The organism is Tsuneonella sp. HG222, assembly GCF_053819185.1.
The window spans coordinates 216455-229602 of sequence record NZ_JBSOQZ010000001.1; the positions used below are offsets into that span (position 1 = coordinate 216455).

General features: G+C 68.6%; 12 protein-coding genes. 5 read left to right on the plus strand and 7 right to left on the minus strand.

The features are described from left to right. The first annotated feature begins 8 nt into the window (after positions 1-8). The 5 genes from ACWPMZ_RS01005 (at position 9) to ACWPMZ_RS01025 (ending at position 6831) form a co-directional block, all read left to right on the plus strand. The gene (locus ACWPMZ_RS01005; RefSeq protein ID WP_455702172.1) at positions 9-749 is read left to right on the plus strand and encodes a DUF4167 domain-containing protein; all 741 of its coding nucleotides are present in this window, start codon (positions 9-11) and stop codon (positions 747-749) included. 3 nt (positions 750-752) lie between these two features. Then, the gene (lnt, locus tag ACWPMZ_RS01010) at positions 753-2318 is read left to right on the plus strand and encodes an apolipoprotein N-acyltransferase (RefSeq protein WP_455702173.1); all 1566 of its coding nucleotides are present in this window, start codon (positions 753-755) and stop codon (positions 2316-2318) included. A gap of 47 nt (positions 2319-2365) precedes the next feature. Beyond that, positions 2366-3550, plus strand: coding sequence for a hypothetical protein (locus ACWPMZ_RS01015; RefSeq protein WP_455702174.1), 1185 nt, complete (start codon positions 2366-2368; stop codon positions 3548-3550). Positions 3551-3607: 57 nt separating this feature from the next. Further along, on the plus strand, positions 3608-4819 hold the full coding sequence (gene metK / locus ACWPMZ_RS01020) for a methionine adenosyltransferase (RefSeq protein ID WP_455702175.1): 1212 nt from the start codon (positions 3608-3610) through the stop codon (positions 4817-4819). Between the two features lie 134 nt (positions 4820-4953). After that, entirely contained in the window at positions 4954-6831 is a 1878-nt protein-coding gene (locus tag ACWPMZ_RS01025; RefSeq protein ID WP_455702176.1) for a M3 family oligoendopeptidase, read from the plus strand. 1 nt (position 6832) lies between these two features. Here the strand turns inward: ACWPMZ_RS01025 and ACWPMZ_RS01030 are convergent, their stop codons facing one another. From ACWPMZ_RS01030 to ACWPMZ_RS01060, 7 genes are all read right to left on the minus strand, one after another. Continuing rightward, positions 6833-8128, minus strand: a complete 1296-nt coding sequence (locus ACWPMZ_RS01030; RefSeq protein WP_455702177.1) for a spinster family MFS transporter — start codon at positions 8126-8128, stop codon at positions 6833-6835. Positions 8129-8241: 113 nt separating this feature from the next. After that, positions 8242-8463 (minus strand): hypothetical protein, encoded by a 222-nt coding sequence (locus ACWPMZ_RS01035; RefSeq protein WP_455702178.1) that lies wholly within the window; start codon positions 8461-8463, stop codon positions 8242-8244. A 109-nt stretch (positions 8464-8572) separates the two neighbouring features. Continuing rightward, complete coding sequence (locus ACWPMZ_RS01040) at positions 8573-9268, minus strand: glutathione S-transferase family protein (protein ID WP_455702179.1); 696 nt, start codon at positions 9266-9268, stop codon at positions 8573-8575. A gap of 90 nt (positions 9269-9358) precedes the next feature. Continuing rightward, positions 9359-10591 (minus strand): serine hydrolase domain-containing protein, encoded by a 1233-nt coding sequence (locus ACWPMZ_RS01045; protein WP_455702180.1) that lies wholly within the window; start codon positions 10589-10591, stop codon positions 9359-9361. Positions 10592-10596: 5 nt separating this feature from the next. Then, positions 10597-11238, minus strand: a complete 642-nt coding sequence (locus tag ACWPMZ_RS01050) for a CoA transferase subunit B (protein ID WP_455702181.1) — start codon at positions 11236-11238, stop codon at positions 10597-10599. Between the two features lie 4 nt (positions 11239-11242). Continuing rightward, entirely contained in the window at positions 11243-12082 is an 840-nt protein-coding gene (locus tag ACWPMZ_RS01055) for an HAD family acid phosphatase (protein ID WP_455702182.1), read from the minus strand. After that, positions 12079-12801 carry a CoA transferase subunit A gene (locus ACWPMZ_RS01060; protein ID WP_455702183.1) on the minus strand — a complete coding sequence of 241 codons (723 nt, stop codon included), beginning with the start codon at positions 12799-12801 and terminating at the stop codon, positions 12079-12081. The genes ACWPMZ_RS01055 and ACWPMZ_RS01060 overlap by 4 nt, the downstream gene beginning before the upstream one ends. Positions 12802-13148: the final 347 nt, after the last annotated feature.

Sequence of the window (13148 nt, forward strand, 5' to 3'; positions counted from 1 at the left end):
ACGTTCCTTTGAACCAGAATCGCAACAACAATCGCCGCCGTGGCCGCAACAATCGTGGCCAGGGCGGGGGCGGCAACCAGGGCAATCGGATCGACAGCCGGGCGCGCGGCAATGCCCCGCAGATGCTCGAGAAGTACAAGAAGCTGGCCCATGACGCCTCGCTCAACGGCGACCGGGTTCAGACCGAGTACTACCTGCAGTTCGCCGACCACTACTTCCGGGTGATTGCCGACCAGCGGGCGAACAAGGACGACCAGCCGGGCTATCAGCAGCGTTCCAACCGGAACGATCGCGACGACTTCGGCGACGATTACGAGCAGGAACAGGACAACGACGGCGACGAGAGCGACGCGCGCAGCGGCGACCGCGACGAGCGCCAGCAGCAACCGCCGCAACAGCAGCAGCAACCGCAGGCGCAGCGCAGCCGTGGCCGCCGCAACGAGCGCGAGCCCCGCGCCGACGAAGGCCAGCGCGGTATCGAGGGCGATGCCCTGAGCGAGGACGAGGCCGAAAATCCCTTCATCCGCGACAATCGCCAGCGCCGTCCGCGCGCTCCGCGCAGCGGAAGCGAAGAACGTGGCGGCCAGAGTGGCGCTCAGCGCGGCGGCGGCGGTCTCGACCCGTCCAGCCTCCCGCCGGCCATCGGCAACGACGACGATGCGGACGAGAAGCCGGCCGAAAAGCCGCGCCGCCGGACCCGCGCGAAGCAGGCCAGCGGCGACGACGAGGCGCTCGAAGCGATCGGCTGATCGGTGACCGTGCTCGCAAGGGCGCACCACTTTACGGCTGCATGGCCGCGCCTTTCGGCGCTGGCGCTCGGTGTGCTCGCCGCCACCGGTTTCCAGACCCTGTCGCTTTGGCCCGTCGCATTGCTGGCGATGGGCGCGTTCGGGCTGCTGGCGGCACAAGCCCCCGGCTGGCGCAGCGCCGCCGGGCTCGGCTGGTTCTTCGGTATCGGCCACTTCACGCTGGGCAACGCCTGGATTGCGACGGCCTTCACCTATCAGGACGGAATGCCCCCGGCGCTCGGCTGGGTCGCGGTGCCGCTCCTTGCGCTCTACCTCGCGATATACCCCGCGCTGGCGGCCGGAACGGCGCGGGCCTTCGGCACGCGCGGGGCCGCCTTCGCGCTCGCGTTCGCGGGTTGCTGGACCGTCGCCGAATGGCTGCGCGGCTGGGTCTTCACCGGCTATCCGTGGAACCCGTTCGGCATCGTCCTGCTCGGCGGGTTCGACCGGCCCGGCCTGGCCGCGCTCGCGCCTTGGCTGGGGACCTATGCCCTGTCAGGACTGGCGGCCCTGATCGGTTGCGGTCTTGCCCTGCTGCTCGCCCGCCGACGCTGGCTGCAGGCAATCGCCGCGACCGTGCTGCTGGCCGTGGGGATGTACTTGCCCGCGGGCAGGGGGGCCGACGGAACCGAGCGGTTCACCCTCGTCCAGCCGGATGTGCGGCAGGAACGGCTCGACGATCCCAGCGCGTTCGAGGCCGATTTCGCCAAGACGGCGGCGCTGACCACCGCCAAGGCGCCGGGCGAGCGCCTGGTCCTGTGGCCAGAATCCGGCGTGCCCGACTACCTGCGCAGCGGCTATCCGCGGCGCTACTACCTTGCGGCGACGGCGTTTGCCGACCCGGCGCTTGCCCGCGCGCGGATCGGCCGGGTCATCGGCCCTGACAGCACGCTGCTGACCGGCGCGGCCGACCTGAAGATCGCCGGCGGCCGCGCGGTGGGCGCCTACAACGCCGTCACCGCGATCGATTCCACCGGGGCGATCGTCGGTCATTACTACAAGGCGCACCTCGTGCCCTATGGCGAGTATCTCGCGCTGCGCTGGCTGCTCGAGCCGCTCGGCGCGACGCGACTGGTGCCCGGCGCGATCGATTTCCTTCCGGGCCCCGGCCCGGCCACCATCGACCTTGGCACCCACGGCCGGGTGGGCGTGCAGGTCTGTTATGAGATCGTCTTCTCCGGCCAGGTTGTCGACCGGTCCGACCGCCCGGACTTCATCTTCAATCCCTCGAACGACGGCTGGTTCGGGCCGACCGGCCCGCCGCAACACCTCGCCCAGGCGCGGCTGCGCGCGATCGAGGAAGGCCTGCCGGTGCTGCGCGCCACCACCACCGGGATCAGCGCGGCGATCGATGCGCGCGGCGTGGTGCGCGACCATATCGCGCGGCACGTCGCCGGGCGGATGGACGGAACGATCCCGCCGGCCGCCGCGCCCACCCCGTTCGCGCGCTTCGGCAATGTGCTCGCTCTGGCCTGGGCGTTGCTGTTCCTGCTCGGCGCCTTCGCCCTGCGGCGCCGACAAACCCGATAGCGCCGCCCGCCGCGCTCGGGTAAGTCCGGCTCGAGGGAGAGACGGGCATGGCGAGCGAAGCGAAGGCAAGCGTCGATAAGGGGCCTGCGGGAAGCGCGGGCGAAGCGGGGGGGCGCAACTTCCGCTTCTACGACAACCGTCAGAAATACCTGATGTTCGTCAACACCTGCTCGGAAAAGTGGGTCGTGGCAGAGCGCGTCGCGCGCGAATTCGAGCGGATCGAGCCGACCCCGCCCGCCGTGCGGTTCTTCGATGCCGGGATGGGCGACGGAACGGTCCTGTCGCGCGTGCTGCGCCACCTCCACCGCCGGTTCGAGCGCCACCCCCTCTACGTCGCGGGCAAGGAAATCAGCCTCGAAGACGTGCGCCTCACGCTCGACAAGATGCCCGACCGGTTCTTCGAGCATCCGGAAACGGTGCTGGCGGTGACCAATCTGGCCTATGCCGAAGCGCCGTGGCTGCGCACCAGAAAGGCCGATCCTGCCCGCCCGCTCGTCTGGCACGAAGTCGCGCTTGAAGGATCGACTACCGCCGAGTTCGAGGAGCAGATCCTTTCGCTCCAGCCCTTTCTCGACGAACACTGGCGGACCGAGCACGGGCCGAGCGGACGGCTGCGCCCCGAACGGCCGACCGTGCTGCTGCTGTACCGCAAGGACTGCAAGTTCCTGCTCGAGCACGTGATCCCGCGCCAGGGCATGGCGCAGGCCGATTTCGACCTCGTGCTGGCCAGCCAGCCCTATCGCCTGCGGGCCGAAACCGGGTTCAAGGCGCGCAGCATCATCGCCCCGATGGCGCGCGCGCTGGGCCCCGGCGGCCGGTTGCTGGGGATCCATTCGGCGGGCAACGATCCTGGATCGGAGATCGTGCAGAAAGTCTGGCCGGGGGAGGACCCGTTCACCGCCTCGCGCCGCGAACTGCTCGATGCCACGCGCGACGCGCTGGGCGAGGACGCCGACGATTTCGAGTTCGACGCGCTGTCCAACCGCGAGGCGCTGTTCCGTTACGAAATGCACACCATGCCGGACGAGATCGACAGCCAGGATGCGACGATCGGCACCTCGACCCTGCTCGCCGCCTGGAATGCCGCGACCTACGTGGCGCAGATCGAGGACGAGCGGCTGACGGCCGCCATGGGCAACACCGCCTATCTCGACGCCACCCGCGCCGTTCTGCGCAAGAACGGCGGGTTGTGGTTCAACGACGAAAGCTTCATTGTCGCCCGCAAGCCGTAGCCCTACGGCTTGTTTCAATTGGCATAACGCGTTCATTCGAGAGGACCCTGTTCGACCATGCGCAACAGCTACCTGTTCACGTCCGAATCCGTTTCCGAAGGCCATCCCGACAAGGTTTCCGACCAGATCTCGGATTCGATCGTCGACCTGTTCCTGTCCAAGGACCCCGAGGCGCGCGTTGCTTGCGAGACGCTGACCACGACGCAGCTGGTCGTGCTGGCCGGCGAAATCCGCGGCAAGGGCATCATGGACGAAAGCGGCAACTGGGCGCCGGGCGTTGAACAGGAAGTGGAGCAGACGGTCCGCCAGGTGGTCAGGGACATCGGCTACGAGCAGTCCGGCTTCCACTGGGAAACGCTGCGCTTCGAGAACAACCTGCATCCCCAGTCGGCGCATATCGCGCAGGGCGTGGACGCCGGCGAAACGAAGGACGAGGGCGCCGGCGACCAGGGCATCATGTTCGGCTTCGCCTGCGACGAGACGCCCGACCTGATGCCCGCGACGCTGGACTTCAGCCACAAGATCCTCGAGCGCATGGCCGCTGACCGGCATTCGGGCAAGGCGCCCTTCCTCGAGCCCGACAGCAAGAGCCAGGTCACGCTGCGCTTCGCCAACGGCAAGCCGGTGGCCGCCACTGCCATCGTCGTCTCGACGCAGCACGCGCCGGGCTACGACCAGGGCGAGAAGCAGACCGAGCTGCACGATTACGTCAAGGGCGTGGTAGCCGACCTGCTGCCGGCCGAGCTTCTGAGCGAGGAGACGGTCTACCACATCAACCCGACCGGCAGCTTCGAGATCGGCGGACCCGACGGCGACGCCGGGCTGACCGGGCGCAAGATCATCGTCGATACCTACGGCGGTGCGGCCCCGCACGGCGGCGGCGCGTTCAGCGGCAAGGACCCCACCAAGGTCGACCGCTCGGCCGCCTACATCAGCCGCTATCTGGCCAAGAACATCGTTGCCGCGGGCCTTGCCAAGCGCTGCACGATCCAGCTCGCCTATGCCATCGGCGTGGCCGAGCCGCTGTCGCTCTATGTCGACACCCACGGCACCGGCACCCACGAGGACGGCGCGATCGAGGAAGCCATCAAGGGCATCGGCAAGCTGGGCGGCCTGACCCCGCGCGGCATCCGCACGCACCTGAGCCTCAACAAGCCGATCTATCGCCGCAGCGCTGCCTACGGGCATTTCGGGCGCAAGGCGGAAGGCGATTTCTTTCCCTGGGAACGGACCGACCTGGTCGACGATCTCAAGGCGGCGCTGGGCTGACCGGCGGGCGGGCGTTCGACCAACGCCCGCCGTCTTCCGACCGGCGTAGCCATGGCCCTTGCGCATTGCCGCGGGGAAGCTAGCGTTCCGTGCCATTCATTGCGCGTTCGTGCGCGCGAATGCAGGGGACTTCCATGTTGAAATCGAACCGTCGCGGCGTTCTCGCCTTCGCTTCCATTCTTCCCTTTGCCGGGGCCGGGGCGCCCGCCCTGGCGCAGGCTGCGGCCGCCGCCACCGCGGCCGGCAACGGCGAATGGGACCTGACCGACCTCTATCCCAACTGGGCAGCCTGGGAAGCGGACCGGCAGAAGGTGCTGGACGCCCTGCCGCGGCTCAAGGCCTACCAAGGCCATTTGGGCGACAGCGCCGCCGCCATGGAAAAGGCGTTGGTCGACATGTCGGAGGTGGGCAAGATGGCCGACCGCGTGGCGGTCTACGCGTCGCTTTCCGCCGATGCCGACGTGCGGGTGTCCGAGAACCAGGAGAAGGACGGCCTGGCGACCGACATGTACTCCTCGCTCGGCGAATCCGTATCCTGGATCGCGCCCGAAGTGCTCGCGCTTGGCAAGGACAAGGTGGAAGGCTTCATCGCCGCCAGCCCGGTGCTGCAGCGCCGGTTCGCCTTCGGCCTGCGCGATACCCTGCGCAGCGCCGCCCACACGCTCGACAGCGAGGGCGAGGCGCTGCTCGCGCTGACCGGCCCGCCGCTCGCCGGCCCGCAGGACATTCGCGGCCAGCTCGCAGCGTCGGACATCCCCAGGCCGACGGTCACCCTGTCCGACGGCACCGAGGTTCGCCTCGACGACCAGGGCTATCAGCTCGCCCGCGCGTCGCAGAACCGCGAGGACCGCAAGCTGGTGTTCGAGAAGTTCTGGGGCTCCTACGGCGATTTCAGCAACTCGCTCGGCGCGGCCTATGCCAGCAAGATCAAGGGCGACGTCTTCCGCACCAAGGCGCGCAATTATCCCAACACGCTGGCCTTCCGGCTCGACGGGCCGAACATTCCCGAGGCGGTCTATCGCAACCTCGTGGCAGAGGCGAACAACGGCCTGCCGCAGCTGCACCGCTACTTCGACCTGCGGCGCCGCATCCTCGGACTGCCCGACATCGGCTACTACGACATCTACCCAGACCTGGTGACGATCGACCGCAAGTTCCCCTTCAGCGACATGCGCACGATCACGCTGCAGGCGATGGCTCCGTTCGGCCCCGAGTACGTCCGCCTGCTGACCGACGCGACGGCCAAGAAGTGGATGGACCCCTTCCCGCGCCCGGGCAAGCGGTCCGGCGCCTACGTGCAGGGCGGGGCCTACGACGTCCACCCCTACGTCCTCCTCAACACCGAGGAGAACTACAACGGGCTGTCGACTTACGCGCACGAATGGGGCCACGCGATCCACACGCTGCTGTCGGTCGCCAACCAGCCCTACGAGACCTACGGCTACGCCACCTTCATCGCCGAGATCGCCTCGACCGTGAACGAGGTGTTCCTGGCCCGCTACCTGCTCGAGCGGGCGAAGACCAAGCAGGAGAAGCTGTTCTACCTCGGCCAGCAGCTCGAGAACGCGCGCGCCACCTTCTTCCGCCAGACCATGTTCGCCGAGTTCGAACTGAAAGCGCACGAACTGGCCGAGAACGGCGAGGGCATGAGCGGCAAGAAGTTCGCCGAGATCTACATGGACCTCCTGCGCCGCTACCACGGCCCCAACATGATCATCCCGGACTACATGGCGCACGAATGGTCGCTGGTGAGCCACTTCTTCCGCAGCGACTTCTACTACGTGTTCCAGTACGCCACCTCGATCTCGGCCGGCACCTGGTTCGCCAACTCGATCATGAACGGCGGCACGAAGGAGCGCGACGCCTTCCTGAACGTGCTGCGCTCGGGCGGGTCGGACTATCCGGTCGCCATCCTGCAGAAGGCCGGGCTCGATATGACCAAGCCCGATCCCTACCGCGACTTCGTGGGCGAGTTCGGGCGCATCATGGACCAGATCGAGACGCTCATCTGACCTAGGCCGCCACGGCAGCCGCCGCACCGCCTCCCTCGCCGCGCACGCGGGCCATGTCGGGCCCGATATGCCGCGCGGCGAGGAGGTAGTGCGCCGCCGCCCAGAAGTAGAGCGTCGCCGTTACCGCCATCGCGAAGGCCAGCCCGTCGCCCGCGCCGTGTTCGCGCGCCAGCCGGTCGCTCAGCGCGCCCACGACGAGCGGGCCGAGCCCCTGGCCGAGCAGCGAATAGATCCCGTTGAGCACCGCCGAGCCCGTCGCCCGCATCCGCGAATGCAGCAGGTTCTGGAACACGCCGTAGGTGACGCCGAGGTAGGTGTACTGGAACAGCGCCGCCACGAAGACGAGCGCCAGCAGCATCGTCACGTCGGAGCGGGTGATGGCGAAGATGTAGATCGGCGCGGCGACCAGCAGGCAATAGCCGGGCACCTCGGCATAGGCGCGCATCCTCCGGGTGCCGAAACGGTCGGCCAGGCGCCCGCCGAGCACGACCGAGACGGCCCCGGGCAGGCTGGCCAGCAGTCCGGCGAACACGCCCGCCTGGGCCAGCGTGAAGTCGAACTTGCGGATCAGCAGGAAGGCCATGAAGCTGTTGAGCCCGAATCCCACCAGCGAGGCCACGGTCGAGCCGATCAGCAGGTTGCGCGCGCTGGGCAGCGCGAACAGCCGCCCCAGCACCGCGCCGATCGAGGGTACCTCGTCGCTCGTCTCCACATCGTAGCGGCCGCGCGGCGGTTCGGCGAGAAAGGCCCAGGCCGCCAGCGCCAGCAGCACGCCGGGGATCATGAAGACCATGAAGGCCGTGCGCCAGCCGTACTCCTGCCCGATCCACCCGCCGATGGCGGAGCCGATGAAGGCCCCGATCGGCGGCGAGAGCAGCAGGACGGAAACCGCCGTCGCCCGGCGTTCGGGCGGGAAGTAGTCGGCCAGCACGGACTGGATCGCCGGCAGGCCCACGGCCTCGCCCACGCCCACCCCGATGCGCGCCAGCATGAGCTGGAAGAAATTGCCCACCAGGCCGCACAGCGCGGTGGCGATCGACCAGGCGAAGGTGCCGAAGGCGATCAGCGACAGCCGCCGGCGCCGCTCCGCCTGGCGCGCCACGAACAGGCCCAGCGTGACGTTGAGCACCGCGAAGGCGAGGCCGGTGAGCAGGCCCACCTCGGTATCTGACAGGTCGAATTCCGCCTGGATCGGCACGGCCAGCACGTTGAGCACGATCCGGTCGACGAAACCGATGGTGGCGATCGCCGTCAGGATCGTCACCGCCAGCCAGGGCGAATCCTTGCGCAGGTTCATCGTGCAGGCAACCCTTCTCCCGTTTCAGCCAGCATAGCGCGGCGAATCGCTTTGGCGAGCGCGAAGCTGGGCCATCGGAAGTGTGTTCGAAAGTCGCAGACTTGGACCGGATGTTACACGGTCCAGGGAGAGAAAATGTCGCATTGCGCGAACAGCGCAACCTTGAGGGAAAGATGCGTCGCCTTGTGCGGCCAGAACGTCGCCTTGCCGGCCGGAACCGTCACCTTGCCAGGTGGGGCTTTCACATAGCGGGTGGCGAACTGGCGGATCGGGATGAAGGCGCATCCGGCAGCATAAGCCACATTCGAGGCCCGGTAGGAAAGCGCCTTCTCCACTCTCCCTTGCCATGCGGAGCTTGTCGCGCGGCGGTGCTCGTTCTTCCCGGTGCCGTGCCTGCTGCAAGGACGCACTGCCCCCAAGCAAGTCCGGGGTGACGTCGGGCGTTCACCCCGCGCGGTAATCCGCCGTCACCGTGCCCGCTGCGGCCAGTTCGGCTTCGTGGCTTTCCTCGCGCCAGGTTTCGGCGAGGGCGGCGCGCTCCCATTCCTGCATTGCCGGGTGGGCAATGACGCGCTCGACCCAGGCCTGGCCCGCGCCGACATCGAGCCCGTAGGTCCGCACGCGGAAGGCGACCGGCGCGTAGAAGGCGTCGGCGGCGGTAAAGTCCGGTCCGGCGAGCCAGGGGCCGCCGAAGCGGGCGGGGCCCTGCTCGAAGATCTCGCGCACGCGGGCGACGTTGCGTTGCAGGGCGGGGCTGGGCGGCCGGGGCGCCACGCGGACGCCGACGTTCATCGTGCAGTCGTTGCGCAGCGCCCCGAACCCGCCGTGCATCTCGGCCACGATGGCCTGGGCGAAGGCCCGCGCCTCCTCGTCGGCCGGCCAGATACCGGGGTGGCGATCGGCCAGGTAGAGCGTGATGCCCAGCGAATCCCAGATGCGCCGCTCGCCCGCTTGCGTGGCGTCGATCAGCAGCGGCACCTGCCCGGTGGGCGAGAAGGTGCGGAAATCCGCATAATTGTCGGGTTTGGCGAAGGGCTCGATCCGGTCCTCGAACGCGATGCCCAGCGCCTTCATCAGCAGCCAGGGCCGCAGGGACCAGCTCGAATAGTTCCGGTTGGCGGTGATCAGCGTGTAGGCCATGCGAAGGCTCCCTTCGGTCTGCCGCCTAGCGCGAAACGGGGCGCGCGGCCAATCGGGCGCGCGGGGGCGGCGACAAGCTGGCCTTATGCCCTAGCGCGGCAGGGCGACGTCGCTGGTGTCGAGCCAGTCCGGCCCGCCGGTAATCCCGTAGTAGCTGTCCAGCACCGCGAAGGGGATGCGGAAGGGCGTGCCCCAGTTGCTGTTCCACATCGCGACGACGCCGGTGTGCGTCGCGGGGTCGAAGATCATCGTGGCGCGAAACCCGTCGACCGAGCCCGAGTGGCCTGCTAGCAGATGGTCGCCGTAGTGGAACGTGCGCCAGCCGAGCCCGTAGTGCGCGTCCGACAGGGCCGAGCGCAGGACGCCGCCATAAGGCCGCGGGGTGGCCACGCGCGGGGCATGCGCCAGCGCCAGCGCCTTGGCCGACAGGACCTTGGGCCGCTCGCCCATCGAAGCTTCCATCCACCTAGCGAGGTCAACGATGTTGCTGCTGACCCCGGCCGCCGCGGGCACCCGCCAGTAGCTTTCCACCAAGTTGAGCACGCGGGCCCCGGTATGCGGGCGCGCCCAGCTTTTCGCGCCGGTCAGCCCGGCCATGCCGTAGCGCGCGCTGGTCATGCCCAGGGGCGCGAACATCCGCTGCTCGACCGCCTGGGCGTAAGGCTGCTTCGCCGCCTGGCCGAGGATTTCGCTCGCGGCGTCGAAGGCGATGTTCTGGTAGGTGTAGCACTGGCCCGGGAGGCACTGCATCGGCGCGCCGGCCAGCTCGCCGCGCAGCCGGACGGGGTCCTCCCCGGCCTCGAGCCGCTCGTCGTAGGCATGGCCGGTCAGCCCGGTCCGCTGCGACAGGACCAGGTCGAGCGAGAGGTAGGCGTCGGCGCCGCCCGGAAGGCGCAAGGTGTTGGAGCGCTGCGAGATCGGCGCCGTCAGGTCGACCTTGCCCTCGGCGGCGAGCTTGCCGGCAAGCGTGCCCGCGGCGGTCTTCGACAGGGAGGCCCAGCGGAAGACCGTGGTCGGCTTGACCTTCTCCCCGGTCGACCGGTCGGTCACGCCGTAAGTGCGCACGAACCGCAGTTCGCCGTCTTCAATGATGGCCACAGCCAGCCCCGCCATCTCCGGCCGGGCAGCCAGGGCCGCCAGCTTGGCGTCGATCGCGCGATAGTCGATCTGTCCGTGCCAGTCGGACGGGTTCTCCGGCAGCTTCTGGATGTCGAACCGGACCACGGCCGACCCGCCCTGCATGGCATCGTAGGCGCGCCAGCCGGCCCAGCCGGCCAGTCCGAGCGCGGCCGCCACCAGGGCCGCGATGACGATCTGTCGCATCGAAGCTAGAGCGCCACCTCGTAGGCGGCCGTCGTCTTCTGCGCGACTTCCTCCGCCGTCACGCCCGGCGCCAGCTCGACCAGGCGGAAGGGGGAGGAATGATCCGCGCGGTGGAACACGGCGAGGTCGGTCACGATCATGTCGATCACGTTGCGGCCGGTCAGCGGCAGCGTACATTCGGGGATGAACTTGGGATCGCCGTTCTTCGAGACGTGCTCCATCACTACGATGATCTTCTTGACCCCGGCGACGAGGTCCATCGCGCCGCCCATGCCCTTGACCATCTTGCCCGGGATCATCCAGTTGGCGATGTCGCCGCCTTCGGACACCTCCATCGCGCCCAGCACCGTCAGGTCGATGTGCCCGCCGCGGATCATCGCGAAGCTCGCCGCGCTGTCGAAATAGGCGCTGTGCGCCAGTTCGCTGATCGTCTGCTTGCCGGCGTTGATCAGGTCGGCGTCGACCTCGTCGGGATAGGGGAAGGGGCCGATGCCGAGCATCCCGTTCTCGCTCTGCAGCGTGACCTGCATTCCGGCGGGAATGTGGTTCGCCACCAGCGTGGGAATGCCGATGCCGAGGTTGACGTAGTATCCGTCCTCGAGTTCCTGCGCGGCGCGGGCGGCCATCTGGTTGCGGTCCCAGGGCATGCGGTCAATCCTTCTCGTTGTCGTTGGCGGCGCTCGCGATCCCGGGGAACACGTCCTGCAGGGTCCCTTCCAGCGCGGTGCCGTATGATGTGTTGGGCAGGAGGAACCAGCCGTTCCCCCACAGGTCTTCGATCGGCGCGGCGAGCACTGCGGCGCGGCGGGCGGGAACCGCGGGCACGGCGCGCAGAAGCTCGCTGAAATCGCCCAGCTGGTCGCCCGCCATGGCGACGACGCACCACTTGGCGGCGATCATCGTGCGCCGCCCGTCCTTGTTGGCGCCCAGGGCATCCATGCCGTTGAGGAACAGCGTGTGGCCCGCGACGGGCCGGTCCAGCCCGAGGCCCGCGATCGTCCCGGCGACGAGGTCGGTCATGTCGAGCGTGCGGTTGGTGTTGTAGACCGGGGTGACCCCGGCCGCCTGCAGCGCGCGGATCGTTTCCACGGCGCCGGGGACCGGGCTGACCGCCAGCGCTGCGCCCGGCGCAGAGCGCAGGCCGGCGAGGCGCGAATGGATGAGGCCGGTGTTGAGCGCGACCGTCTCGTCCACGTCGAAGACCACCGCGAGCGGCCGGTCGCCGCAGGGGGCGAAAGCCGGCGCGGCGAGCGTGGCGTCGGCCGCCAGCACCACCGAGTGCGCCGGTCGGCGCGCCGCCTGGGCCAGAACATGCGCCTCGAGCGCGCGGTAGATCTGGCGCGACATCGCGGCCGCCTCGCCCGAACCGTAGAGGAACTGGTCGCCGGGCGGCACGCGGGGCTGGGCCTGGGCCTGATCGCGTTGCGCGGCAGCCGGCGCAGCGATGCAGAGCACCGCCGCCGCCAGCAGGCGCGCGACGGCTGGGCTCACGCCGCTTCCCGCTCGCGCGTGGTCGTGAACTCGATCTTCTTGTCGTAGGGCGCGCCCAGGACCATGCGCTGGACGTAGACGCCGGGCAGGTGGATACAGTCGGGGTCGAGCTGGCCCGCCCCGACGATCTCCTCGACCTCCACCACGCAGACCTTGCCGCAGGTGGCGGCCGGCAGGTTGAAGTTGCGCGCCGTCTTGCGGAACACCAGGTTGCCGGTCTCGTCGGCCTTCCACGCCTTGACGATGGCCAGATCGGCGAAGATGCCCAGCTCGAGGATGTAATCTTCCATCTGGCCGTCGCGGTTGGCGAAGCTCTTCACTTCCTTGCCTTCGGCCACCGCGGTGCCGACGCCCGTCTTGGTGTAGAACCCGGGGATGCCCGCGCCGCCCGCGCGCATGCGCTCTGCCAGGGTGCCCTGCGGGCAGAATTCGACCTCGAGCTCGCCGGCCAAGTACTGCCGCTCGAACTCCTTGTTCTCGCCGACGTAGGACGAGATCATCTTCTTCACCTGCCTCGTGCGCAGCAGCTTGCCGATCCCCTCGTTGTCGATCCCGGCATTGTTGCTGGCGAAGGTCAGGTCCTTCACGCCGCTTGCCTGGATCGCCTCGAGCAGGCGCTCGGGCACGCCGCACAGGCCGAAACCACCGCTGGCGATAAGCATACCGTCACGCAGGACACCATCGAGCGCCGCGGCGGCGGAGGGATAGAGCTTTTGCATTTGGGTTCGTTAGCGTCTGCCATTTCGTGAGTCACCTGCTTCGTGCCGGCTCGCGAAAGCCCTGCTGCGGCGCAGCGCGATGCCACGGGCAAGTTTTTGTGCCGCCAAAGTGGCGGGAAACCAGGCGCAAATCGGCTAGGTTGCGCATATTGCAACAGCTTGTGACCTTTTCGCACTTGCGAGATGTGAGCAGCTGCAGCATAGAGAACGGGCCTTTCAGGCATCCTCTCCCAAAACTTCCAGCCCGGGCCGCAATGCCCGGGCTTTTTTCTTGCCCGCCGTCCGCGTCGCGAATTCGAGGAACCTCCGGGGCGGCCCGTGCGCTTTGCTCCCAGGCGGCAGGCTGG